Source organism: Massilia atriviolacea, from assembly GCF_003953935.1.
Lineage (GTDB): Bacteria > Pseudomonadota > Gammaproteobacteria > Burkholderiales > Burkholderiaceae_D > Telluria_A > Telluria_A atriviolacea.
The window spans coordinates 295,415-321,660 of record NZ_RXLQ01000003.1; the positions used below are offsets into that span (position 1 = coordinate 295,415).

Annotated in this window: 12 protein-coding genes; 7 read left to right on the forward strand and 5 right to left on the reverse strand. The window is 65.5% G+C overall.

Translation table 11 applies throughout. The annotated features are described in order from the left end of the window. Positions 1-297 precede the first annotated feature (297 nt). The 3 genes from EJB06_RS06620 to EJB06_RS06630 are packed head-to-tail and all read left to right on the forward strand — an operon-like array spanning position 298 to position 14,050. The gene (locus tag EJB06_RS06620) at positions 298-9,642 is read left to right on the forward strand and encodes an SdrD B-like domain-containing protein (RefSeq protein WP_164557849.1); all 9,345 of its coding nucleotides are present in this window, start codon (positions 298-300) and stop codon (positions 9,640-9,642) included. Positions 9,643-9,673: 31 nt separating this feature from the next. Beyond that, on the forward strand, positions 9,674-12,997 hold the full coding sequence (locus tag EJB06_RS06625; protein ID WP_126073221.1) for a porin family protein: 3,324 nt from the start codon (positions 9,674-9,676) through the stop codon (positions 12,995-12,997). A 21-nt stretch (positions 12,998-13,018) separates the two neighbouring features. Further along, entirely contained in the window at positions 13,019-14,050 is a 1,032-nt protein-coding gene (locus EJB06_RS06630) for an OmpA family protein (protein WP_164557850.1), read from the forward strand. 223 nt (positions 14,051-14,273) lie between these two features. On the opposite strand, the gene EJB06_RS06635 is transcribed toward EJB06_RS06630, so the two are convergent. Further along, complete coding sequence (locus EJB06_RS06635; RefSeq protein WP_229426958.1) at positions 14,274-14,987, reverse strand: PEPxxWA-CTERM sorting domain-containing protein; 714 nt, start codon at positions 14,985-14,987, stop codon at positions 14,274-14,276. Between the two features lie 179 nt (positions 14,988-15,166). Here EJB06_RS06635 and EJB06_RS06640 point away from each other — a divergent pair, with 179 nt between their 5' ends. Both EJB06_RS06640 and EJB06_RS06645 read left to right on the forward strand, forming a co-directional pair. Beyond that, positions 15,167-17,221: a S9 family peptidase gene (locus tag EJB06_RS06640; RefSeq protein WP_126073223.1), complete on the forward strand. Its 2,055-nt coding sequence runs from the start codon at positions 15,167-15,169 to the stop codon at positions 17,219-17,221. 1 nt (position 17,222) lies between these two features. Beyond that, on the forward strand, positions 17,223-18,128 hold the full coding sequence (locus EJB06_RS06645) for a hypothetical protein (RefSeq protein WP_126073224.1): 906 nt from the start codon (positions 17,223-17,225) through the stop codon (positions 18,126-18,128). Between the two features lie 42 nt (positions 18,129-18,170). On the opposite strand, the gene EJB06_RS06650 is transcribed toward EJB06_RS06645, so the two are convergent. Continuing rightward, a complete protein-coding gene (locus EJB06_RS06650; RefSeq protein ID WP_229426959.1) occupies positions 18,171-19,346 on the reverse strand; it encodes a glycoside hydrolase family 18 protein in 1,176 nt (391 codons plus the stop codon). Positions 19,347-19,379: 33 nt separating this feature from the next. Continuing rightward, a complete protein-coding gene (locus EJB06_RS32430; protein ID WP_229426960.1) occupies positions 19,380-21,326 on the reverse strand; it encodes a glycoside hydrolase family 64 protein in 1,947 nt (648 codons plus the stop codon). Between the two features lie 660 nt (positions 21,327-21,986). On the opposite strand from EJB06_RS32430, the gene EJB06_RS06660 reads away from it, so the two are divergent. Continuing rightward, positions 21,987-22,970 (forward strand): YwqG family protein, encoded by a 984-nt coding sequence (locus EJB06_RS06660; protein WP_126073225.1) that lies wholly within the window; start codon positions 21,987-21,989, stop codon positions 22,968-22,970. Positions 22,971-23,026: 56 nt separating this feature from the next. Here the strand turns inward: EJB06_RS06660 and EJB06_RS06665 are convergent, their stop codons facing one another. Continuing rightward, entirely contained in the window at positions 23,027-24,613 is a 1,587-nt protein-coding gene (locus tag EJB06_RS06665; RefSeq protein ID WP_126073226.1) for an OmpA family protein, read from the reverse strand. Between the two features lie 45 nt (positions 24,614-24,658). After that, complete coding sequence (locus tag EJB06_RS06670; protein ID WP_126073227.1) at positions 24,659-25,537, reverse strand: hypothetical protein; 879 nt, start codon at positions 25,535-25,537, stop codon at positions 24,659-24,661. A 298-nt stretch (positions 25,538-25,835) separates the two neighbouring features. Between EJB06_RS06670 and EJB06_RS06675 the strand changes: the two genes are divergently transcribed. Beyond that, positions 25,836-26,210: a YajD family HNH nuclease gene (locus EJB06_RS06675; protein ID WP_126073228.1), complete on the forward strand. Its 375-nt coding sequence runs from the start codon at positions 25,836-25,838 to the stop codon at positions 26,208-26,210. Positions 26,211-26,246: the final 36 nt, after the last annotated feature.

Sequence of the window (26,246 nt, forward strand, 5' to 3'; positions counted from 1 at the left end):
GACGCAAGATCGCGGTTAAAATTTCCATATGGAAATAACTAGAATGTTGACTCTATGCGAACAGAGTTGTTAGTGTTGCATTTTTGTATCATTTCCATTAAGCACTTTGTAAGATGTTGTTTGTATGAATATAATGTCGTCGCGCAAGAAAAGTGTTGTCGATGCATCCATGCCTTAGCATCCCGTAGTCCCGCTTTCCACCGCACCGTTCCCGTTTAATTTCCCAATCGCAATAAGCGATGCCGTGTGCATTGCGGGCGATTTGTTGTCCGCATTCTCCAATTGATGAAGCCAATCATGCATAAAAGCGCCTTACCAGTGTTCAAGTCCCGATCGTCGAAGGCTTTTGCCTGCCTGCTGCGGGTAGCCGCCGTTGCCGTGCTCGGCCTGCCTTTGCAGGCCGCCGCGGTCGATATGCTGGTATCGCGCCTGACCGACACGCCGGATCCGGCCGTGCGCGGCGGCACGATCCTGTATTCGGCATCGGTGACCAACAACACCAGCGACATCGCCAAGGATGTCAAGGTGGTGTTCACGCTCGATGCGGGCACCACCTTCGTCTCGGTCAGCGATCCGGCCTGCGTGTACGATGCCGGCAGCAACAAGGTGACCTGCAGCTACGCCACGGTGGCGGGCGACGGCGCCGGCGCGGGAACCGCCGACGTCAAGGAGATCGACCTGGTGGTGCGCAACCTGGCCAGCGCCGGCCAGACGGTCAGCCTGGGCGCGGTCGTGAGCACCAGCGATCCGGACAGCAACGCGGGCAACAATTCGCTGTCGCAGCTGACCACCATCGACAACGGCGCCGACCTGTCGCTGGTGCTGACCGGCTCGCCGTCGAGCCTGATGGCCAGCGGCAGCCTGGTGTACACGGCCACCCTCAACAACAACGGTCCCGACAACGCCGGCGCCACCAGGGCCACCATCACCCTGAGCCCGAACCTGAGCTACCAGACCGCGACCGGTTCCGGCTGGTCGTGCGGGGCGGCAGGGCAGGTGGTGACCTGTAACCGTGCCAGCGCGCCGACGGGCGCGCTGCCGGTCATTACTATCAACACCAGGGCGACCGGCACCACCACCGGCACCATTACCAGCACCGGCGTGGTGACGGTCAGCGGCGGCGCGACCGACTTCAACAACGCCAACGACGCGTCGTCGGCGAACACCACGATCACCGTCGGCACCGACCTTGCGCTCACCAAGACCGTGTCGCAAGCCCTGGTGGGCGGCGGCCAGCCGGTCAGCTTCACCCTGGCGCCGCGCAACCTGGGCCCGATGACGGCCAACAACGTGACGGTCAGCGACACCGTGCCCGCCGGCTTTGCCATTACCGGCGCGGCCGGCACCGGCTGGACCTGCACCATCAACGGCCAGGCCGTCAGCTGCACCCGCCCGAGCTATACCGTCGGCGCCGCGCAGGACATCGTCATCAGCACCACCGCACCGAGCGTGCAGGCGCAGACCAACGCCACCAACACCGCCGCCATCGGCAGCGACACGCCCGATGGCGACACCGGCAACAACAGCGGCTCGGTGAACGTGAGCATCGTGCCGGACGGCGTCGACCTGTCGGTCACCAAGACCAAGACCCCGAATCCGGTGGCGCAGGGCGCGAACATGGTCAGCACCATGCGCGTGACCAATCACGGCCCCGGCGCGGCCCTGGCCGGTGAAGTGAAGATCGTCGAAACCTTGCCTGTCGGCGAAACCTTCGTTAGCGCCAGCGGCGCCAACTGGACCTGCGCGCCGCAAGCCGGACAGGACATCACCTGTACCTACGCCCTGCCGCTGGCGCTCAATGCCCAGACCTCGAACCTGGTCCTGACCACCACCGCCACCGACGCCGGCACCCTGACCAATACCGCTTGCGCGGCCTACCTCGACAACGGCGGCCTGAAGGTCGACCCGATCGCGGCGAATAACTGCGTCAGCGCGACGTCGCAATCGACCCAGACCCCCAACGCCGCCGACCTGCAACTGAGCAAGGCAGCGGCCCCGGGCACCCTGGACTGGAATGCGCCGACCATCACCTACACCCTGACCGTGACCAATGCCGGCCCGGGCGTATCGACCAACGCGGTGCTGTCCGACCCGATTCCCGGCTTCATTCCCGGCAAGACCGTGGTCACGGCAGCGCAGACCGGCGGCACCAGCGCGGTGACGTTTACCTGCACCACCGGCGCCGTCGTCACCTGCTTCACCAGCGGCGGCACCATGGCCGTCGGCACCACGGCGATCATCACCGTCAGCGTCACCCGTCCGCTGCTCGACAGCAGCGGCCAGCCGGGCAACAAATGGGTGAATTCGGCCAGCGTGCGTTCCAACGCGCAAGGCGACCCGGTTCCCGCGAATAACGTCGCCTCTGCCGATGTGCAGGTCGATCCGGTCTCCGACCTGACCGTCGTCAACACTGTGACCCCTGGCTCGGTACCGGCCGGCACCAATGCCACCTATGTGCTGACGATCAATAACAATGGCCCGTCGACCGCCAACGGCGTGACCGTCACCGACGTGTTCACGATTCCCGAAGGCACGATGAGCGTGCTGTCGATCACCGCCAGCAACGGCGGCGTGTGCCAGCCTTACGATCCGGCCACGCGCACCATCAGCTGCGCGATGGGCGCCATGGCGTCCGGCGCGACCCGCACCATCACGGTCGTGACCCGTCCCGACTACATGGACAACCAGCCGACGCCGCGCACCATCGGCAGCACCGCCACGGTCGCCACCACCAGCAACGAGAGCGACCTGGGCAACAACAGTTCGTCGAACAACCTGAGCGTCACCCCGGCCACGCTCGACCTGCTGGTCAACAATACCGACAACGTCGATCCGATGGGCTTCGTGCCGGCCGGCGCCGGTCCGGTGTTCCCGGACAACGTGGTCACCTACCGCAACACCATCACCAATCGCGGTCCGTCGGTCGCCACCCACCTCAAGCTGAGCTACGTCATGAAGCCGCCTGCAGGCAAGAGCATGACCTTCCTCGGCGGCAAACTGCTGCCTGACGGCGCCGCGTACACCAATTACTGCGACCAGGCCAACAGCCAAGTCACCGGGCCGGCGCAGATGACGGTCACCTGTCATTTCCCGACCAATGAGATCCTGGAAGGCAACAACGCGAACCGCGACCTGTACCTCGACTTCCGCGTCGACACCCAGCCGACCGGTTCGGGCGATGCCTACCAGTCGACGGTGACGGTGTCCTCGCGCGAGCCGGAAGCGCTCACGCCGAACAACTCGGCCGACCAGAGCACCACCATCAAGATGCGCGTCGACCTGAAGATGAGCAAGGCGGCCTTCGCCTGGAACGGCACCAGCAACGCCGGCGCCACGGCGGTGCAGTTGCGCCAGCCATTCTTCTGGGTACTGACCCTGAACAACGCCGGTCCCGGCAACAGTAACGGCACCGTGATCAACGACGTGCTGCCGGCCGGCCTGACGGTCTACACCGGCGGCGCGGCTGCGCCGTACAACGCGGCGCCGTATAACGCCGGGATTACCTGGAGCACCAACAACGCGGCCCCGAGCAACGGTAGCTGCGGCGCCGGCGCGACCATCAGCTGCGCCGTCGGCCTGCTGGAAGTGGGCAAGTCGGCCACCGTGCGCATTCCCGTGATCGCCACCGCCGCCAATCCGGCGCTGGAAAACTGCGGCACCGCCAGCACCACCGATGTCGAGCGCACCGCGGTCGACAACCGCGGCTGCGCCACCATCGCGGTCCAGCCGTCCTCGATCGCCGGCTTCGTCTACGAAGACAATAACAACGACGCCGCCAAGGCGGCGGGCGAGACCGGCATCACCGGCGTCACCCTGCGCCTGGACGGTACCGATCTCTACGGCAATACCGTGAGCAATGTCACCACCGTGACCAGCGCCGGCGGCGCCTACGTCTTCAACAACCTGTCGCCGGGTACCTACAAGGTCACCGAAGTCCAGCCGGCCACCCACCTGGACGGCAAGGATGCCGCCGGCAGCGCCGCCGGCACTGCCAGCGACGCCACCGCCGACGAGATCGGCAACATCGTCCTGCCTGCCAGCACGGCCGCCACCGGCTACCTGTTCGGCGAACTGAAACCGGCCGCCTTGTCGGGCTACGTCTTCGTCGACCTCGACAAGGACGCCGTGCGCGACCTGACCGGCGTGCCTGCCACCGACGAGAGCGCGGGCGTGACCAGCGTCAGCATGACCCTGTCCGGCAGCGACGACCTGGGCCCGGTGAACGCCACCGTCCAGACCGGCGTTAACGGTTCCTACAGTTTCGGCAATCTGCGTCCCGGCAGCTACCAGGTCGTGCAGCAAACCCTGACCGGCGTGACCCACACCGGCATGACCGCCGGCAGCAAGGGCGGCAACGATGGCGCCGCCGTGCTGGCCCCGAATACCCCGGTACTCGGCCTGACCAAGCGCACCCTCGGCAATGTGGTGCTGGTGGCCGGCGACGCCGCCATCAACAACAACTTCGGCGAAACCGGCCAGGGCCTGGGCGGCGCCGTGTATGCCGACCTGAACAACAATGGCGTCAAGGATACGGGCGAGCCGGGCATTCCGGGCGTGCAGGTCACCCTGTCGGGCAACACCGCGACCGGCGCCAGCGTGTGCGTCGAAATTTCGCCGAACCCGTGCACCATCGTCACCGACAGCAACGGCAGCTACAGCTTCACCGGCCTGCCGTCGAGCGACCCGGCCGGCTACGTGCTCACCGAGCAGAGCCAGGCCAGCGCGCCCCTGTCCAACTACGCCGACGGCATCGACGCTGTCGGTACCGTGAACGGCGTGGTCCGTGGCAGCATGACGAACGACAAGTTCAGCGGCATCGTCATCGGCACCGGCCAGTTCGGCAGCAACTACAACTTCGGCGAATCGACGGCCAGCCTGTCGGGCAAGGTCTATCTGGACGGCGACCGCAGCGGCACCCTGAACGCCGGCGACACGCCGTTGCCGAACGTGACGGTCACCCTGTCGGGCAGCACCGCCACCGGCGCCAATGTCTGCAGCGTCGTGAGCAATTGCGTCGGCCAGACCGATGCCAACGGTAACTACAGCTTCACCGGCCTGCCAGCCAGCAATGGCGCCGGCTACACCGTGACCGAAACCCAGCCGGTCGACTTCGTCGACGCCACCAACACGCTCGGCACCGGCGCCAGCGTGCCCGGCAACCTGGGCGTGGCGGGCACCAGTTCCTTCAACGGCGTGGTGCTGGGCGCGGGCCAGAAGGGCATCGATTACCTGTTCGGCGAAGCCACCGGCAAGCTGAGCGGCTTCGTGTATGCCGACAAGAACAACAACGGCATCATGGATGCCGGCGAAAGCGGCATCGGCGGCGTCTCGCTGGCGCTGACCGGCACGGCGGCCAGCGGCGGCAGCGCCTGCGGCGCGCCGGCCTGCACGGCCACCACCAATCCGGACGGTTCGTACAGCTTCAGCTTCCTGCGCAACGCCAACGGCGCCGGCTATACCGTCACCGAAACCCAGCCGGCCGCCTACCTCGACGGCATCACCCGCAAGGGCAACGTCGGCGGCGTGCCGTGCGCGGCCTGCGTCGACAATACGGCCAACGCGATCGGCACCATCGCCTACGTCGTGGACAAGACCCACAGCGACTTCAACTTCGGCGAACTGCTGCCGGCCAGCGTCAGCGGGTTTGTGTATGCGGACAGCAACCAGAACGCCGCGCTCGACAAGGATGAGCAGATTCCCGGCGTGACCGTCACCCTGAGCGGCACCGACGACCGCGGCGCGGCCGTCAACCTGAGCACGACCAGCGCGGCCGACGGCAGCTACCGTTTCGACAAGCTGCGTCCGAGCAGCGGCGCCGGTTACACCGTGAGCGAAACCCATCCGGCCGGCTTCAACGATTTCCCTGGCAATACCGGCTCGCTGCCGGGCACCATCGGCGGTGTCGGCGCCGGCGTGGCCGTGCCGAACAGCATCGGCGGCCTGCAACTGGTGCAGGGCGACGCTGCCGTGAACTACAACTTCCGCGAAATCGGCGCCAGCATCGGCGGCGCCGTGTACTTCGACGCCAACAGCAACGGCCAGCGCGACAGCGGCGAAGCGCCATTCCCCGGCGTCACCGTGCGCCTGGCCGGCCCGACCCCGCGCACCGTGGTCACCGGCGCCGACGGCAGCTTCCTGTTCACCGGCCTGATGGCGGGTAACTACACCATCGTCGAAACCCAGCCGGGTGGCGTGACCGATGGTGCGGACACGGCCGGCTCGCTGGGCGGCACCATCAATGCGCCGAAGAACAGCATCGGCGGCATCAACCTGGCGCCAGGCGCGGCGGGCGCGAACTATCTGTTCGGCGAACGCAGCCTGCCGAGCGCGACCGGTTCGCTGGCCGGGACCGTGTATGTCGACGCCAACAAGGACGGCAAACGCGACAGCGGCGAAGAACTGCTGGCCGGCGTCACCCTGACCCTGACCGGCGTGGACGCCAAAGGACAGCCGGTCACCCTGACCGCGCAGACCGACAGCAAGGGTAACTACCTGTTCCCGTTCCTGATTCCGGGCAGCTACAACCTGCTTGAAACCCAGCCGGAAAAACTGTCCGACTTCGAGGCCGCCAGCGGCACCAGGATCGGTACCCTGGGCGGCGGCGCACCTGGCTTGAATTCGGTCACCGCGATCGTGATTCCCGCCATGGGCGGGGCGGCCACCGGCTACGACTTCCGCGAGTTCAGCCCGAACGCGCAGGTGGCCGGTCCGGCCCAGCTCAGCGGTCACGTCTACGTCGACGGCAACAAGAATGCCAAGATGGAAGCGGGCGAAGCCCTGGCCGGCGTCACCGTCACCCTGACCGGTGTCGATGTCAACGGCGTGGCGATTCCCGCACGCACCACCCAGACCGGCGCCGACGGCAGCTATCTGTTCGACAAGCTCGTTCCTGGCACCTACACCGTGGTGGAAACCCAGCCGGCCGGCTATGGCGAATTCCCGACCAACACCGGCAGCGCTGTCGGCAGCGCGGGCGGCGTCCTCGATGCCGGCCCGAACAAGATCACGAAAATCGTGCTGGCGCTGGGCAACAATGCGACCGACTACGATTTCCGCGAAGCGGGCGGCAGCCTGGCGGGCGTGGTCTACCGCGACGACAACCATAACGGCGTGCAGGACGCCGGCGAGCCGGGCATTGCCGGCGTGCCGCTCGGCGCCATCGGCGGCAAGGGCGAAGCAGGACGCGCCACCACCGGCGCCGATGGCCGCTTCCTGATCGTCGGCTTGCCTGCCGACACCTACAGCCTGGTGGAAACCCATCCGTCCGCCTACATCGACGGCAAGGAAAGCGCCGGCAAGATCGACGGCGCCGTGGTCGGCATTGTCGACAACAGCGGCTTCGATGCGACTGCGCCGAAGAACACCATCGGCGGCATCAAGCTGGGCGTGGCGCAGGACGGCGTGGACCACCTGTTCGGCGAACGCCGCGCGCGCCTGGAAGGCTATGTCTACGTGGACGCCAACCACAACGGCCAGATGGACGCGGGCGAGATCCCCTTGCCTGGCGTGCACGTCACCCTGACCGGGAATGGAACAAGCGGCGGCGACTGCGTGCAAGGTTGCGTGGCGCTCACCGGCGCCGACGGCAAGTATGTGTTCGAGAACCTGGTTCCCGGCCGCTACACCCTGGTCGAGTCGCAAACCGACCTGCCGACCTCGAAGTACATGGATGGCAAGGAAACCGCCGGCGTGGCGGGCGGGATCGTCGACAACAGCAGCTTCGGCACCGCGCCGTCGCAAAACACGATCGCGCAGATCGACGTCACCAGCGAGAAGCTGGCGGCCAACAACGGCGTGATCGGCGGCAACCTGTTCGGCGAGCGCGTGCGTCCGGGTCCGGAAACCAGGGCGCCGATCATCAACGGCTATGTCTGGATGGACCGCGGCCACACCCGCACCCGTCCGAACGACCATGAAGGCGTGAAGGACTGGACCGTGACCCTGACCCAGAACGGCAAGCCGGTCTGCACCGTCAAGAGCGATGCGAATGGCTTCTACCAGTTCGACAGCCTGCGTTGCCCCGGCTATGAAGGCACGGGCCTGCCGACCGGTCCCGGCTTCGAGATCCGCTTCACCAAGGATGGCAACGGCATGCCGAACGTTCCGACCTCGGCCGGTAACGCCGGCAAGCCGGACGCCGGCTTGATTCGCGACATCACCCTGACCGACAACAGCGACATCACCGAGCAGAACCTGCCGCTCAACCCATCGGGCGTGGTGTACGACAGCGTGACCCGTCAACCGGTACGCGGCGCGGTCGTGAGCGTCAGCGGTCCGGCCGGTTTCGACCCGGCGCGTCATCTGCTGGGCGGCCTGGCGGCAGTCAAGCAGACCACCGGCAGCGACGGCGTGTACCAGTTCTTCCTGCAAAACGGTGCGCCGGCCGGCACCTACAAGCTGGCGATCAGCAGCTATCCGACCGGCTACGTGCCGGCCGAATCGGCGCGGATTCCATCGTGCCAGGGTGCACTGCCGGTCGCGGCCAACGCGAATGTGGCGCTGGTCCAGAAGTCGAACAGCGCCCCTGCAACGGCTGTCAACCTGCACAAACCGGGCGCCTGCGTCGGCCTGGTGCCGGGCGGGGCGGACACGACCCAGTACTACACCACCTTCACGGTGGGCCCGAACGGCGCGCCGGTGGTGAACAACCACCTGCCGATCGACAAGATCGAAGCGGCCGGCCTGGCGCTGACCAAGACCGGCGACAAGCAGCAGCTGGAATTCGGCGAAAGCCTGCTGTACACCCTGACCGTGCGCCAGACCAGCGGCAGCGCGGTGGCGCAGGCAACGGTGCGCGACAGCCTGCCGGCCGGCTTCGCGCTGGTGCCGGGCACGGTCAAGGTCGACGGCAAGCCGGTGGCCGATCCCGCGGTCACCAGCGGTCCGGTGCTGGCCTTTAACCTGGGGCCGCTGGCCAGCAACAAGCAGGCGGTATTGACCTACCGCCTGCGCGCCGGCGTCGGCAGCCTGCAGGGCGACGGCATCAACCGCGCGATCGCCTATGCCTGCAACCAGGCCTCGGGTTGCGTCGCGCCGGGTTCGTACCAGCCGGTGCCGGATGCGTATCCGTCCAACCGCGCCGAGTACAAGGTGCGCCTGACTGGTGGCGTGTTCACCGAACAGGCCTGCGTGGCCGGCAAGGTATTCGTCGACTGCAACGGCAACTCGGTGCAGGACAGCGAAGAGCTGGGCATTCCGGGCGTGCGCCTGTATATGGAAGACGGCACCTCGTTCACCACCGATGTGGAAGGCAAGTACAGCTACTGCGGCCTGTCTCCGAAATCGCACGTGATCAAGGCCGACAGCCTGACCCTGCCGCGTGGCAGCCGCTTGACGACGACCAGCAACCGCAACCTGGGCGACGCCAACAGCATCTGGCTGGACGCCAAGAATGGCGAGCTGCTGCGCGCCGACTTCGCCGAAGGTTCGTGCTCGGCGCCGGTCGTCGAGCAGTTGAAAGCGCGCCGCAGCCAGGGTGGCACGCGTGCTCCGGAAACGGAAGCGGCGCGCCTGCCGGGCCTGAAGTTCGACAGTAAAGCTCCTGCCGCGCCGCGGCAGGCGACCGACAGCGCCAACCAGGAACTGGTCAAGCCACGCCAGGGAGCAATCCCTGCCGGCGCGGGAGAAGCCCGTGCGCAATAAGCAACCATCCCGCCTGGCACAGATGAACATCATGACGAACAAAAAACTTCTTCTTATTCAACGCCGCGGCACCGGTCGCCTGCTGGCGGGCGCGCTGGCGGTGGCCTGCGCTTTCCCGAACGCCGGCGCGCAAGTACTGCCGTCGTCTCCGCTTGACGCCGGCCTGCGCGCCCAGATGGCGGCGCCGCAACTCTGGGGCGGGCGTCTCGACGCCAGCGCCAGGGTGGCGCGCATCCTGGTCGAAACCGACCGCGACGGCGTGCCGGCCGACGGCCAGTCGAAGGTAGCAGTGAGCGTGCAGGTGCTGGGCGAGGATGGCCAGCCGCTCAAGGAAGACGTGCTGCTGACCCTGGAAGCCTCGGCCGGCCGCATCCTGCTCGACGGCGCCGCCACCGACGCCCTCGGTCCGCAGAACGGCGACGCCAACAAGGTTACGCCCGGCATGCAGCTGCGCGTGAAGGGCGGCAAGGCGCAATTCCGCCTGCTGGCCCCGGCGGCCGCCCAGGAAGTCCTGCTGCGCGTCGACGGCGGCAAGATCAGCACCCAGGGCGTGATCACCTTTGTTCCGGAACTGCGCCAGATGCTGGCCGTGGGCCTGATCGAAGGCGTGATCGCCAAGCGCAACCTGGAAGCGGGGGACCTGGCGCCGGCGCGCTTTAACGACGGCTTCGAGCAGGACATCACGCGCTGGAGCCGCCAGTTCAACAGCGGCAAGGCGAATGCCAGCGCGCGTTCCGCCTTCTTCGTCAAAGGCACCATCCTCGGCAGCAAGCTGTTGACGGCCGCCTACGATTCGGACCAGCAGACCAAGGAAAAGCTGCAGCGCGACATCAACCCGAACGAGTTCTACCCGGTCTACGGCGACAGCGCCAGCACCGCCTTCGACGCCCGTTCGGCCGGCCGCCTGTACGTGCGCGTCGACGACAAGAAGAGCTACGTGCTGTACGGCGACTTTTCCACCAGCGACGGCACCATGTCCTCGGTGCCCGGTCCGAACGTGGGCCTGGAAGCGCGCAAGCTCGGCCAGTACCAGCGCACCGCCACCGGCCTGCGCGGCAGCTGGGACGCCTCGCGCGGCAAGCTGGGCGGCTTCGCCTTCCACGACAATGCCAAGCAGGTGATCGAGGAATACCGCGCCAACGGCAGCTCTGGTCCCTTCGCCGTGCGCAACAACGGCGCGCTGACCAACTCCGAGCGCGTCGAACTGATCGTGCGCGACAAGAACCAGACCGACCTGGTCAAGCAAGTAACGCCCATGCGCCGCCTGGAAGACTACAGCTTCGAGCCGTTCTCGGGCCGCATCCTGTTCAAGCAGGCCGTGCCATCGCTAACGCCCGAAGGCGACCCGCAATCGATCCGCGTGACCTACGAGGTGGAGCAGGGCGGCGACGACTTCTGGGTGATGGGCATCGACGGCGAATACCGCCTGAACGACAGCATCAGCGTCGGCATGGCCTCGGTCGAGGACAAGAATCCGCAGTCGCCGTACCGCCTGCACAGCGTGAATGCGAGCGTGAAGCTGGCGCCGTCGACCAGTTTCGTGGCCGAATTCGCGCAGAGCGAATCGACCACCTACAGCGCCAACGGCCAGGTGTTTACGACGCCGAGCGGGCAGGCTGGCGAGTTGTCGAGTTCGGCAACCGGCCAGGCTGCGCGCCTGGCCCTGTCGCACAAGGGCGAGACGGTCGAGGCGCGCGCCTACTGGCAGCGCGCCGACGACGAGTTCAACAATACAGCGGCCGGCATCAGCCCCGGCCACAGCGACGCCGGCGTGAACGTCAGCGCCAGATTCACGTCGACCACCACGGCGTATGCCAGCGCCTTGCAGAGCAAGGACCAGCAGGTGGTGGCCCAGCGCGATGCGGTGCGCGTCGGCATGCTGTGGAAGGCCGATCCGCGCCTGACGCTGGACTTCTCGCTGCAGCACATGAAGGAAGAAGGCGAGCTGCGCAACCAGGTCGGCATGGCCAGCAATACCGGCGTGGTCTCGAACGCGAACGGCCTGAACCCGAGCGGCGGCTTCTTCGGCTTCGGCAACACCAACAGCGCGATCAGCCCGGTCAACGGCGGCGCCATCACCACCTTCGCCCCGGTCGGCGCGACCACCGCGCCGGGCACGCGCGGCACGCTGGACGCGAATACGGTCGCCATCGGCGCCCAGTACAAGGCCACCGACCTGCTGAGCCTGACCGCCGTGGTCGAACATGGCGTGTCCGACAGCAATCAGAAGCGCTACGAGCTCGGTGCGCAGTATCAATTGTCCGAACGCAGCCGTGCGTATGCGCGCTACGAAAACCAGACCGGCCTGGCATCGCGCTACGCGCTCAATCCGGCCGAGAAGAGCAATGCCTTCGTGGCCGGGGTCGAATCGACCTACCTGCCGGGCGCCAGCATCTTCTCGGAATACCGCCTGCGCGATGCGCTCGACAGCGGGCTGGCCGACGGGCGCGACCTGCAACTGGCCAGCGGCGCGCGCAACACCTGGAACGTGTCCGAAGGCCTGGCGCTCTCCACCAACGCCGAATACCTGCACGTGTTCGACGGCCGCCAGCAAAAAGGCGTGGCCCTGGCCACGGCGCTCGACTACACCGCCAACCCGCTGTGGAAAGCCTCGGCCAAGCTCGAATGGCGGCGCCTGTTCGACAGCCCTGGCGAGATCGGCAACCAGGCGCAGGACCAGTGGTTGAATACCCTGTCCTTCGTGCGCAAGCTCGACCGCGACTGGACCGTGCTGGCCCGCAACTATGCCCTCCTGTCGCGCAACAACGACGACATCAGCGGCAAGCCGCTGGCCAACAGTCTGCAGGAACGCGCGCAGCTCGGCTTTGCCTGGCGTCCGGTGGACCACAACCAGTTCAACGGACTGGCGCGCTACGAGTACAAGAACGTGCGCGACGGCGCCCGCGCCGATGGCGACAATTACGCCGCCCACATCGTCTCGACGCACCTGGACTACCATCCGAGCCGTCCCTGGTGGAGCACCGGCCGCCTGGCCGCCAAGAGCAGCCGCGAGCGCAACCTGCCGCTCGGGCAGCAGAAGTACAGCGCGTGGATGGCGTCCGGCAGGGTGGTGTACGACATCACCGAAAACTGGGACATCGGCGTGCTCGCCGCCTACCTGCACAGCCCGCAGAACAAGGGCAGCAGCCAGTATGCGCGCGGGGTCGAAGTCGGCTACCTGGTCAGGCAGAACCTGTGGCTGTCGGCCGGTTACAACGTCAGCGGCTTCCGCGAACGCGACCTGAGCGCGGCGGACTACACCTCCAAGGGATGGTTCGTGCGCCTGCGCTTCAAGTTTGACGAGAATGTATTCAAAGGCAAGGACCCAGAAGTCAACCGCACGCTGGCCCGCTAATTTCCTGACATGAGAATGACGATGAAACCAACCATTATTTCCCGCCCGCGCAGCGTGCTGTTTGCCGTGATGGCCCTGGCCGTGCAAGGCGCGTTTGCGCAAACGCTCGCCGCGCCGGCGCAGCGCATCTCCGACCAGGCGATCGTGGCCGACCAGGCCGGCTACAGGGCCTTGCAGCAGCGCGTCAAGGCGCTCAACGACAAGGGCGTGCCGGTCAACAATTACTACCTGTCGAAGGCGCAATGCTGGCTCGACGTCTCGCTGCACGAATACACGCGCAACGACCGTTCGGCCTTCCCGCAGCAGGCGCTGGAGCAGGGCGCCGCGATCGTCGGCGCGCTGGAGTCGGGCGCCACGCCCAATCCGGGCGAGCAGACGCCGCTGGTGAACGACGCGGCCAAGCTGCGCGAAGACCTGTGGGCGCGCTTCGGCGCCGTCAAGGGCGGTGCGGGCTTTGCCTGCGCGGCGCAGAAGGTCGCTTGCGGCGAGGTCGAACTGGTGCATGCCGGGAACGAATTCAATCAGCAGGGCTGGCGCCATGCGAATCCCTACATCCAGATCGCCGAAGACCAGTTGCAGGCGGCGCAAGCCTCGGCGGCGGCCTGCGGCGGCGCGCCGGTCAAGGTGGCGGCGACGCCGGTGCCGGGTACGGCGCCGGTGGTGTCGGTCGAGAAGCTGACCCTGGCGGCCGATGCGCTGTTCAGGTTCGACAGATCGGGCCTGGCGGACCTGTTGCCGGCCGGCCGTGCGCGCATCGACAGCATGCTGATCAAGCTCGACGGTGTGTATGCGCAGATCTCGGGCATCAAGCTGACCGGTTACACCGACCGCCTGGGGACGGAAGCGTACAACCAGCCGCTGTCGGAAAAGCGCGCGGCCACGGTGCGCGAATATATCCTGAGCAAAGGTTTTGCGGGCGAGATCGCCAGCGCCGGCAAGGGCGAAGCGGACCAGGTCGAAGCGTGCACGGGTGTCGCGCCGCGCGCCGCCCTGATCGGCTGCCTGCAACCGAACCGCCGGGTCGAAGTGGAAGTGACCGGGATCAAGCGTTAAGAAGATGGTGTGTCCGGCCAAGGCCGGAACAAGCAAAAAGCCGCACCGGTGCGGCTTTTGCGTTACTGCGCGGGATTTAAGGGCGCTTGCGGCGGGCGCTGACGCCGAGGATGGTCAGAAACCACCTACAACCGGGGTCAGAGCTTTAATCAGAAATCTTTCTGATAGAAAAAGCCGCACCGGGGTCAGACCCCGGTGCGGCTTTTGCGTTGCTGCGCTTGAATTAGCCGCGCTTGCGGCGGGCGCTGACACCGAGGATGGACAGGCCGGCCAGCAGCATGGCCCAGGTGCCGGGTTCGGGAACGGGCGTGACGGTGACGTCGGTCAGCGACGTGACCACGCCGCTGAGCATGATGCGGTTACCGTCAGCACGATAGAAGTAGTGGTAGACGCTCGCACTCGTCACATCGGCAAGAGAAAGCTGTTGCGGTAAAGTTCCGTCAGAAATCCATGTCGATGATGCGTTACTGAAACCGATTCCGAAGGACACGTCATATCCCCCACTGTCGATACTCAAGGAATCCCGCGAGTTTGGCGTGCCAACCTTGCCGTCGGCAAGCGTCACTCGGCGCGTCAATGCGTCTCGATCTCCCGCACTGACTGTCTGCCCACTCGGCAAGATTTTGAACGTAAAGAAATCCGTCGGTGAGGCATACGCACCGTGGTAAAAATAGTCGGTGGAGGCTGGGTCGTAGGGCGGGTTATCCAGACTCCCACGCTCCATCCTGGCGCTGCTGTCGTAGGAAAAACGTCCGACAATGCGGTCGTTCATCGAAATCAGACTTCCAGCCTGCACACCCACGGTGCTTTGTTCGAACGACAGCTTGTTAACGTTCCCGATCTGACTGACCGCGGCCGTGAACTCATAGGTGCGCATCTCCGCCTTTGCCGGGACGGTTAGCGCGAGTGCGGAGAGCGCCGTTACGATGTATTTCATGCAATTCCAATAGTCAATTAATATTGCATTATATTGCATTGCATTTATGCAATCAATACATGCCTGATCCGCATGTATCAAAAGCGCCATCTTTCGGCTGCTCTTGCGATACGAACTTGGTATGATGCCGGGGCCTTTGTGTATCTATTGGCACTTTCATGACTCTTGGGGACATTGCAATGATGGGACGTTTGTTCATATTGGGAGCGGCCACCCTGGCCGCCGGTAGCGCGCTGGCCGCGCCGCGTGGTTTCACCATCGAAGACCTGGTGAAAATGGAGCGGGTCGGCGCGCCGGCACTCTCGCCCGACGCCTCGCGCGTGGTCTACACGGTGCGCAGCACCAATATGGAGAAGAACCGCGGCAACACCCAGCTGTGGATGATCGACCTGCGCAGCGCCAGGCCGGCCCCGGTCAGGCTGACCAGCGGCGACGCCAACAGCACCGATCCCGAATGGTCGCCCAAGGGCGACGCCATCTATTTCCTGTCGGCCCGCTCGGGTTCCTCGCAGGTATGGCGTATGCCGGCCGCCGGCGGCGACGCCGTCAAGGTCACCGACCTGCCGCTCGACGTCGACAACTTCCGCCTCTCGCCGGCCGGCGACCGCCTGGCCATGAGCCTGGCCGTGTTCCGCGATTGCAGCGACCTGGCCTGCACCAGGACCCGCCTCGACGAGAAGACCAAGAACAAGGCCAGCGGCAAGGTCTACGACCGCCTGTTCGTGCGCCACTGGGATACCTGGTCCGACGGCCGCAACAACGTGCTGTACTCGGCCCCGCTCGACGCCGCCGGCAAGGTCAGCGCCGCACCGGTCAGCCTGTCGGGCGGCATCGACGGCGACGTGCCGTCCAAACCGTTCGGCGACCGCGAGGAATACCGCTTCAGCCCGGACGGCAGGAGCGTCGTGTTCAATGTGCGCGTGGCAGGCAAGACCGAAGCCTGGTCGACCAACTTCGACATCTATCAGACCGCCGCCGCCGGCGGCGAGGCGCCGCGCAACCTGACCGCCGACAATCCGGCCTGGGACAGCAAGCCGGCCTTTTCGCCCGACGGCAAGACGCTCGCCTACCTGGCCATGCGCCACCCCGGCTTCGAAGCCGACCGCTTCCGCCTGGTGCTGATGGATGTCGCCAGCGGCAAGAAGCGCGTCGTGGCCGAGAGCTGGGACCGCTCCATCGGCGACTACAAATGGCGCGACGACGGCAAGTCGCTGCTGGCCACCGCCGACGACCTGGGCCAGCATCGCCTGTTCTCGATCGACGCCGCCAGCGGCAAGGTCGCGCCGCTCAGCGACAAGGGCTATGTCAGCGCCTTCGACGCGCGCGGCAAGACGGTGGTGATGGCGCAGGCCAACCTGCAATCGGGCGCGCAATTGTTCAAGCGTGTCGACGGCGGCGCGCCGGTCCAGCTGACCCAGTTGAACAGCGAACTGCTGGCCGAGGTGCGTTTCGGCGAATCCGAACAGTTTTCCTTCACCGGCGCCAAGGGCGAGACCGTCTACGGCCATGTGATGAAACCGTGGGATGCCAAACCCGGCGTCAAGTATCCGGTCGCCTTCCTGGTGCACGGCGGTCCGCAGGGCAGCTTCGGCAATTCGTGGAGCTACCGCTGGAATCCGCAGACCTACGCCGGCGCCGGTTACGCGACCGTGTTCATCGACTTCCACGGCTCCACCGGCTACGGCCAGGCGTTTACCGATTCGATCAGCGGCGACTGGGGCGGCGCGCCGCTGGAAGACCTGAAAAAGGGCCTGGACGCGGCGGTGAAAAAATACCCGTGGCTCGACCGCGAGCGCAGCTGCGCGCTGGGCGCCTCCTACGGCGGCTACATGATGAACTGGATCGCCGGTAACTGGCCGGACGGCTTCCGCTGCCTGGTCAACCACGACGGCGTGTTCGATACGCGCGGCATGGCCTACGCCACCGAGGAACTGTGGTTCACCGAGTGGGAAAACAAGGGCACCTACATGGACAACGCCGCGCTGTACGAAAAGTTCAACCCGGTCCATTTCGTCAAGAACTGGAAGACGCCGATGCTGGTCATCCAGGGCGACCTGGATTTCCGCATTCCGACCTCGCAGGCGCTCGGCACCTTTACCGCGCTGCAGCGCCAGGGCGTCGAGAGCAAGCTGCTGGTATTCCCGGACGAGAACCACTGGGTGCTCAAGCCGGCCAACTCGGTGCTGTGGCATCACACGGTCAAGGATTGGCTCGACCGTCACCTGGCGCGCTGAGATGGGCGCCCGGCAGAGTTGGATACTCGCGGCGCTGCTGGGCGCGGCATGCGCGCCGGGCGCGGCCGCCCCTGAAGCGCCGTCGCAGGCGGACACGCCGCTGGCCTTCATCGGCAATTTCTACCGCGACTATTTTGCCGATCCGGCAGCGGCCAGGAAGCGCCATGTGGACAGCGGCGGGTTTTACTCGCCAGGACTGCTCAAGCTGATGGACGCCAACCGCGCGGCCTGCCTCAAGGTCGCGCGCCAGGGCAGCCAGTGCGGCTGGAATGCCGATGGCGACGAGTTCCTGCACGCGCAGGAGCGCGACCCGGCCCTGACCCTGGCCTCGTCCGGCTTTGTCGCCAAGGCCGCCGGCGCCAATACGGTGGACGTGCGTTTCCTGCTGTTTCCGGGCCAGGCCGACACGCAGCGCGCCATCCGTTACCGGCTGCTGCGCCACCAGGGCCGGTGGCGCGTCGACGATGCGACCGGCGCGGCCAAGGGCGGCTACCGGCGCGAGAACAGCCTGCGCTACGCGATCGCCGCCGAAACCCGCTACGTCAACGGCAGCGTGCTCGATGCGGCCGAGGCGGCGACTTGGGTCAATCTGTATGTCGAGGGCGAGATGGCGGACGCGTTCGCGCGCTTCGCCGCCTTTCCGCTGACCGTGTGCCAGGGCGGGGACGGCTGCACGGCGTACCGGGAGAACGATGCGCGCCTGCCGGCCCTGGTCGGGACGCTCAAGCAGCGTTACTTCGACAAGGGGGTCGTGCGGCCCGTCCTGCCTGCGTCCACCCTGGTGGTGCCGAAGGTGCCTGGGGAAGGCAGCGTGGTGCGCAACGGTCCCTTCGATTTCACCTTCCGGCGCGGCTTGTGGCGCCTGACGCAGGTCGACCTGCGGCGCGCGCCGGTGCGCCAGCAATAAGCCTGCCGGTCCGGCCGATGGCGGGAGCGGCAGGCTTGCCTGTTACGGGTTGATCAGCGGCGCCACGCTGTTGGCGAACGGCCAGCCCTGTTCTTCATCGGTGTGGATCTGCCAGTTGAAGCCCCCGCGGATGTCCGGATGGTTGGCCCGGACCTGGTTCCACGCGCTGATCGCCTGCTCGCGGCTCATGTAATTGCTCGCGTTGCCGATCCCGAATCCCACCACCACGCGGTTCGCGCCCAGCAGGGCGACCCATTGCCGGACATTGTCCGCCACGTAGGCCGGATCGTTCAGCCCCGGTCCGTCGTAGTATTGCGGCGCGGCGTAATCCATGGCGCCGGCGGCCACCATCGCGCGGCAGAATTCCTTGTCGACCGCATTCCACGGCGCCGGCGGCGCGGAAATGATGAAGCCGGGGTAGCGCTTCTTCAGCTCCAGGCTGATCCAGATCATCTCCGCCGTATCGGGCCGCTGGTCCGCTTCGAAGGTATTCCAGTCCATGCCGTCGAAGCCGCCCAGCTGCGTGTAGATCGACGCGATGCTGTTGACGAAGGTCTGCGATTTGCTCCGGTTCGGAAAACTCATGCCGTTGCCGGCGCCGCCCACCGACAGGATGATCTTGCGCCCCTGCGTGCTGCGCGCGTACTGGATGTCGGCCTTGAGGTTGGTGGCCGCGCCGCGTCCGTTGCCCGGCGCGCTGAAGGTGACCGCGCCGGTGGTGCCGGGCGAGCCGCCCACCGGTACCGCGTGGAACAGGTAGATCAGGTTGTAGCGCGCATTGACGTCGCGGATGCGGATCGGCGACGGCGTCCAGTTCGGATAATAGCCGCCGACGATCTTCTGCGCGCCCGGCTGGGCGCAGGTGGTCTGCGCCCAGTACCAGGTGCTGATGGTCGGCGTGGTGCCGTCGCTGCCGTTGCCCGCCACCTGCACCACCTTGTAATACAGCCCGTTCGGCGTGTACAGCACGACGGTGCCGAGCGCGTAATTGACGCCGGCGCGCCAGGTCACGGCATTGCACGCCGCGAGCAGGGCCGACGAGCCGGCGTCGGCGCCGCTGCCCGCGATGGCGCCGGCCCGCGTGTCCGGCGCGGCCGAGACGCCCGGCGGCGCCAGCGAGGCGCCGGGTGCGTCGCCGGCCGACGATCCGCCGCCGCAGCCGCTCAGGATCGCGCCGCCGATGGCGGCCATGCCCAGGTATTTCAGTAGTGTCTTCATGTCGACTCCTGTGGAAAAGTAAGAAGGGCCGCCTTACCAGCCGATGGTGACCGTGGCCGTGGTCGGCGCGGTGCTGTGGACCGACGAGCTGTAATTCCACACGTCGTCGTAGGCGAAGCCGTAGGCCAGCCTGTCGATGCTGTGGTCGTGCCAGAACTTGGCATACCAGTTGGCCGGCTGGCCCGCCGGGTAGAAGGCCGCCGAGTCGCTCCAGCGCGCCGGATCTTCCACCACATGGCGGTTGAGGGCGGCGCACAGCTGCGCCTGGATCTGCAACTGCTTGTGGTAGGCGGGCGTGCCGCCGACCGTGCCGCTGGGGTCGTCCAGGGCGCCATTGCCGAGCAGCGCCATGGCGGTGGTGGGTTTGTTGACCTTGTAGGTGCCGGCGCCGTCGGTGAACTGGAACACGCCGTTGACCACCTGGCCGGAAAAGGTTCCCTGCTGGTTGGTGAAGACCAGCTTCTGGCTGGTGTACCTGTTCCAGATATGGTTGATGTAGCCGTCCAGGTAGCCGGCGTTGGCGCCGCCGTTCTGGAAGCTGGCGTGGGCCGGGGCGATGATGCGGTAGGGCGCGTACGGCGCCTGGGCCAGGCCCTTGAACTGGGCCGGGACGCTGGCGACGAACTGCGAGAAGATGGCGGCGCGCGTTTCGGTTTCGCCCACGGTCTGGTCGTAGCCGCCCAGGCCCTGCAGGCGCAGGGTCAGGGGAAAGCCGAAGTGGTCGACCCGGGTGGTGTTGCCGAAGAAGCCGTCGGTGGCGCCGATCGACATTTCGATGAAGTCGAAGTAGACGTCGATGTTCGGATCCGAGGGGTTCTCGATGTTGGCGCCGGCGTAGCCGAGGTTGCCGTTGGCGTCGGCATTGACTTGCAGGTACATCGGGCTGCCGACGCTGAGGAACAGGCGCGCCGAATTGAGCGGCGCGATGGTGATCGACTTGAGCTGGGCCAGGGTGTGGAAATAGTTGGTGTAGGGCCTGCCGTTCTTGTTCAGCGCGCCGTTGTCGCCGAGCGCCATCGGAACGAAGCGACCGGCGGCGTCGACGTGAACGTATTTGCCGCTGCTCCAGTCCTTGCCGATGATGGCCCAGTAGACCTGGCTGTCCGGATATTGTCCGCGCGTGCCGTTGACCAGCTTGAAGGTGGTCAGCTTGTTCCAGGTGCCGGGGTCGGTCGGCGGCGTGGTGCCGCCGGACGGCATCGGCACGCCGGGCAGGTAGCAGCGCTTGGGCACGCCGGGAATCGGATCGCCGAACACGGCGCTGTTGCAGTCGGCGCCGCCGCTCAGGGTGCGGGTGACGAAACTGCCGTTGGCGCCGTACAGCAGCACCTGCGTGCCGCTGAAGTTGCAGCGGGCGTTTTCGCTGGCGCAGCGGGTCCAGCTGGTGGGCGCGCGGTCGCAATGCTTGGCGCTGCCCGGCAGCGGGTCGCCGAACACGCCGGTGGTGCAGGGCACGCCGCCGGTCACGGTCTGGGTGACGTAGGTGTTGCCGGCGCCAAAGCGCACGGTCTGCGTGTCGCCGAAGCCGCACTGGCCGTTTTCGTTGGCGCAGAAGGCGAAGCTGCTGGTGATTTCGCAGTGCTTGGCCACGCCCGGCGCCGGATCGCTGCCGAAGGTGGCCGTGTTGCAGCTGGCCGCCCAGTCGAACTTCTTGCTGGTGAAGCTGGACCCGGCGCCGTAGCGCACGGTCTGGTTGCCGGTGAAGATGCATTCGCCGTTTTCGGCGGCGCAAAAGGTCCATTCGGTGGTCGAGGGCGCCGACGAGGCGGCAGGGGCGGCCGCCAGGGTGGCGTCCGGCGTGCCTGTCCTGCCCGAACTGGAACTCATGGTGGCGCTGTCGGCCGTGGCCGTGGCCGGGGCGGGCGCGGGCGCGGGCGCGGGCGCGGGCGCGGGCGCGCCGCCGGAGGACGAACCGCCGCAGCCGCCCAGCAAACCGATGCCGAGCGCGCCGAGCGAGAGGAAATGAAGCAGTCTTTTCATGGTGCGGTCACCTTGTCGAAAGTGGCCGTCGGGTGCGCTTGCTGGTGCATGATGGCGGCCTTTGTGGGTGGATGCGCGATGCGCCGCGCAGTTGGTCGGAAGCACGCCGCACGGCTCACGGCAGGCTATGGGAGCGCTTCCAAATCGGGCCGTGACCGTGGCCGGGAAATTGCGTCCGGGGGTACGAAGGCCCCCGGTTGCCTCATTCCGGTCAAGACACAGTGCAAGTGGTCGCAGTATCACCGCCCCTTAAAGCGAGGTCAACCGGTGCGAAACGTAATGTAAATTGGGTAAGAGAAAGGAGGAATGGTGCTGCGGTATCGCTTTGCCGCCTTGCCGCGCGGCCCGCGGCAGGCATGCGCAATTTTCTTTACGGAATGAGCGCGACAAGACCACTTGGCGTTGCGCTGTCGTTCGCGGCAAGAGGCACAGGTCCGGAAAAACGGGCCGATGCGCATACCACTTCGCTTGTGCAGGGCAGCGCGCAGGATGCCCGCTGGCCCAATGAGCGCTGCGAATGTGCCGCTGCCGGGGGCGCCGCGGGCCGCGTTGCGAGCCCCTTGGGTCGATGAAAATTTTTCTTCACGGCGCCACAAACGTGGCATTCTGTCGGCGCGCCCGCAACGGGCAGGGCGCCAACTTGACGTCACGGGAGTTCGATTGGCACTTTACACGCTGAACCGGGTACGGCCGCCGTACGCTGCCTGGCTGCTGGCCGCAGCCACGCTGCTGGGCGCCTGCTCGCCCGACCAGCCGGCGCCGGCGCCGGGGCCGGGGCCGGTACCGACGCCGGCCGTCGTGTACGGGCAGTTGCCACCGGAGCTGGCGCGCTTCGCGGCCGATATCGAGCGCTCGCGGCTGCCGTACATCGCGCTCGCGCTGCACAAGCCGGAGCGGCTGGCGCCCTGGAACAGCAGTCTCGGCGGGGCGGCTTACCTGCCCAGGGGGCAGGCGTATCCGACCGGTCCCGACGGCGTCAAGCTGGCCCTGCTGGCGCAACTCAATTTTGCCGAGATGCCGGCGTTGGAGGGCTATCCCTCGCGCGGCCTGCTGCAGTTTTTCATTGCCGGCGGCGATTCGAAGGAGCATATCTACGGCGCGGCGGGCGACAGCGGCACGCCCTTCGACGCGGAACGGTATTTCCTGTCGCTGGCCCGGCAGCGCTGGTTCCGCGTGATCTACCACCCGGACGTCGTGCGGGACCGCAAGCAGCTGCAGCCGACGGCCGTGGTCGCGGGCGAGATGTTGCCGATGTCGGGCACCTCGGCGCTCAGTTTCGACACGGGCAGCGAGCCGGTGAGCCTGCAGGACTATCGCTTCGCACGCTTCTTCGGCAAGCCTCCCGAGGAGTTCTTCGGGCAATTCGGCGCGCAGCGGGACAATGCTGTCGTCAACTACCAGGCATTTTCGGAGAAATACCGGGTTGCCAAAGTGGGCGGCTACAGCAACCCGACCCAGCAGGATGTCCGGGGCACCCGGGCGGACGAGGACTGGATCGTGCTGCTCGAGCTGCACGGCGGCGGCATCGAGGGCGGCTTCCACAACGAATGGGGCGATAGCGGCATGGGGGTGTTCTACATCCGCCGCCAGGACCTGGCGCGGCGCGATTTTTCGAATGTGGTGTACGCCTGGGATAATCACTGAGGGCGCACGACGTGTAGCGGGGGGCTGGCCGAAGCCCGCCCTTTGCCGATTGCTGCCTATGCGGGCGGAGCGGCCGCAGCCGGGGCCTTCGTGGGTTCGGGCGGTGGCGGTGCCGGCTCAAGCCGGAAGCGCACTTCGACGCGGCGATTGATCTTGTTGCACTCGCGCTGATAAGCGAGCGGTTCCTTGGTGTCGCACTGTTTGATCGGATAGCGCGAGCCGGCCGATGTCGGTACCGGGGCCAGGGCGGCGTCGGTCAGCTTGAGTACCGTGCTGGTGGTCAGGATATGCTTGACACTCTCGGCGCGCGCCTTGGCCAGTTTTTCATTGTCGTCTCCGCTCAAGGGCATCGGGTCGGCATGGCCGATCACCTTGACCGACTTGACCTGCCATTTCTTATGAATCGCAGCCAGTTGCACAAGCAGTTCTTGTTCCACTGCGGTCCGGAGTTCCTTGCTGTGCAAGGTGGACGATGCGGAGTCGAACAGCAAGGCTTCCTTGATGTCGATGCAGCGCTCGACCGTGCCGCGAAGTATATTGAGTCCGGCTGAGTTGACATCGAGATCGACGCTGTCTTTCAGTCGCAGCAAGGTGCGGGCTCCGGTTGCATGCCACAGCACGTCGACCGGCGCGACGATCGCGGAGCCGTCCTCGCCACGGCAAGTGCTGAGAGTGATGCCTGCGGTGTCGGCGGCCGACTGTACCAGCGCGAGGTTGACTTTGTCGAGACTGACTGCCGTGTCCATGGTGCGTACGCCGAGCTGGGAGAACACGGCAATACGAAGCTCTGGTGCGGCCAGGGCCGGGATCAGCGCGATCAGGAAGTAAATACGCGCTGTCAGCAGGCCTTGTGCCTGGCGTTCTTTTTCGTTTTCCGTGGTAGATGCGAAGGCTGGCGTGTCAAGCAATTCAATTCCAAACGCTGCCGAAATGCCCGCGAACAAAATCGCCAAAAACAGGTAACTGCCTGGCTCGCCGAGATTCAATAGCGTCGTGCAGACCACCGGCGCAATGAACAGGTAGCCGGCCGCATATGGCAAGTGATCGGATTCCTGCATGCTGCCGCCATTCTGGCGGTTGCAATGGATCCATGCGTTGGCCAGGTTGAAAAAAACGACGAACATCAATACCCACAGGGTAAGGACGATGACGAGTCGGGTATCCCCGTCCAGTGGAAAAAAACGCGAGGCGGCGAATGACACGGCCCCCACCGGGGGCAGGCAAACCAGGTAGTTCGCAATGGTCAGTTTTCCGGCCGTCGTTTTGGCTGCCGGCATAGCCCGCCTGGAAATATTGTACAGAGCTGCGGGGAGAAACAGTGAGGTGCCGAGCCCGATGCAAAGCATGCTCATCAGGCCCAAACCCAGCGCGGCGAACAAAAAGAACAGCACATCGCCTGTGGACATCCCGGACGGGAAAAACTTCAGGTCGAAAAAACAGTAACAGAACACGATCAGCAAACCGTAGCCGAAACCGAAGGCGGCAGCCGTTTTGCGGATACTTTCAAGACGCGTCGCGCCCGCTTCCGCCTGGGCTTTGGCGGCGAGGGCGCGTTCTTTATCGACGATGGCCTTGTCGAGCTGCTTGCGGGAGCGAGGGACGCTGCGCAGCAATACGGTGGCACTCAGGCGAAACCAGGTCATACGACATTCTCCGGTGTGGTTCGCCGCAGTCGAAGGATGGGATACTTAATTAGAGAAGGGGAATCCGATCGATAGCGCGAGCCACCATTTCCCCTGATCCTTGTATTGCGAGGATTTGCTGGCCCGATCCTGTCCAAGCACCAGGCCGATCTGGATATCGCGCTTGATTCGCCCGATCAAGGCGCCGCCATAGCTGAATGCCGCTATTTCTTCGGTGATTGGCTTGCCGTCTTTGATGCGCTCTCCCTTGACCATGCCCAATCCGGCAAAGCCGACCATCTCCAGTCCGGCAGCCCAATTCGCGCTTTCCAGTTTATAGCCGGCATAGGGTCCGACGCTGACCGCGCCTTTGAAGTCTTTCGAGCCGCCGAGCTGGTATTTGAATGGCACGAACAGGGCGCCGTAGGTCAGGCCGTTCGATGTCGCGGTGTACATGGCATTGGTGCGCTGTTCGATAATCAGAGGGGCGCCGATCGCGTCTTTCAGCGGAGTCATCGTTTCGCCATCTTTCAACTCGTCGTCATCGCAAAGTTTGTATAGCGCAGCGTCTTTATCAAATCTCTCCTGGTTCAATGCGCGCAGTTTTACAGGCGCGCCCTGGTCGGTGACCAGACCAAGTCCGCGCAGGGGAAATCCGGCCGGAATGCACACCGTCTTGTTCGTTTCATTAATTTTTGCATACACCCTTACCGGGTAAGACAGGCGCGTGCCAGCGAGGTTCTGGTCGCTCTGTACAACGGAATAGGTCTTGACCGGCGGACTGTTTTTAGCCGGTTCGGTCTTTTTTGTTTGCACGTCCGCAGGAGCGGGAGTCTCTTTCGGTTCTGCTTCAGCTTCTGCCGTTGCGGCGTGCGCGGTGCAAAAAACGGCATTGCTTACGATTAAAACGGCGGCCAATGAACGTAGAAAGAATTTAGTTTTCATATAATTTACTTTCGGTTATTAACATGGGATGACCAGATCACATCATTGAGTTTTATTATTGGCAACGCAATTATTTATTTCGCAAGAAATCTTGTCGTGTGTTTAAAGCGACGATCTTGCCGAGACAGCCTTGGGAATCAGGAGACCACATGCGGAGTTGTTGTTTTGTGGCCTCAGCCTGGACGGGTGGGAAACGTCAGCGCGGCCCAATGTCACGCTATAGTGCAGCCTTTTCAAGGATGCGAAGAGGCAGTATCCTTCCGCCCAACGACGACATTCCTGACAAAGAGGCACCGACATGACAATTGGCAAAAAACCCGACGCCGCCCGCCTCGATAAAATCGTGGCGGAGGCGCGCAAGGCCGCCGACGCGCGCGAAAGCGGCTACCGGGCGCGCTCCCTGAAAATGTATCCGTGGGTCTGCGGGCGTTGCATGCGCGAATTCACCAACGCCAACGTGTCGCAGCTGACCGTGCACCACCGCGACCACAACCACGACAACAATCCGCCCGACGGCAGCAACTGGGAGCTGTTGTGCCTGTACTGCCACGACAACGAGCACTCGCGCTACCTGGAAGCGGACCGTGGCGCCGGCCTGCTGTCGGCCGAGGTGGCCCCGGCCACGCACAACCCCTTCGCGGCCCTTGCCGGACTGATGAAGAAAAAGGACTGAGCCGCACGGCAAGGCCGTTTCGGCGGGGCGCCGACG

Coding starts and splice junctions, on each gene's coding strand:
- EJB06_RS06630 (WP_164557850.1), top strand. CDS start 13,019: ATGAAACCAACCATTATTTCCCGCCCGCGCAGCGTGCTGTTTGCCGTG.
- EJB06_RS32430 (WP_229426960.1), bottom strand. CDS start 21,326: ATGAAAAGACTGCTTCATTTCCTCTCGCTCGGCGCGCTCGGCATCGGT.
- EJB06_RS06625 (WP_126073221.1), top strand. CDS start 9,674: ATGACGAACAAAAAACTTCTTCTTATTCAACGCCGCGGCACCGGTCGC.
- EJB06_RS06645 (WP_126073224.1), top strand. CDS start 17,223: ATGGGCGCCCGGCAGAGTTGGATACTCGCGGCGCTGCTGGGCGCGGCA.
- EJB06_RS06670 (WP_126073227.1), bottom strand. CDS start 25,537: ATGAAAACTAAATTCTTTCTACGTTCATTGGCCGCCGTTTTAATCGTA.
- EJB06_RS06675 (WP_126073228.1), top strand. CDS start 25,836: ATGACAATTGGCAAAAAACCCGACGCCGCCCGCCTCGATAAAATCGTG.
- EJB06_RS06665 (WP_126073226.1), bottom strand. CDS start 24,613: ATGACCTGGTTTCGCCTGAGTGCCACCGTATTGCTGCGCAGCGTCCCT.
- EJB06_RS06620 (WP_164557849.1), top strand. CDS start 298: ATGCATAAAAGCGCCTTACCAGTGTTCAAGTCCCGATCGTCGAAGGCT.
- EJB06_RS06650 (WP_229426959.1), bottom strand. CDS start 19,346: ATGAAGACACTACTGAAATACCTGGGCATGGCCGCCATCGGCGGCGCG.
- EJB06_RS06635 (WP_229426958.1), bottom strand. CDS start 14,987: ATGAAATACATCGTAACGGCGCTCTCCGCACTCGCGCTAACCGTCCCG.
- EJB06_RS06640 (WP_126073223.1), top strand. CDS start 15,167: ATGATGGGACGTTTGTTCATATTGGGAGCGGCCACCCTGGCCGCCGGT.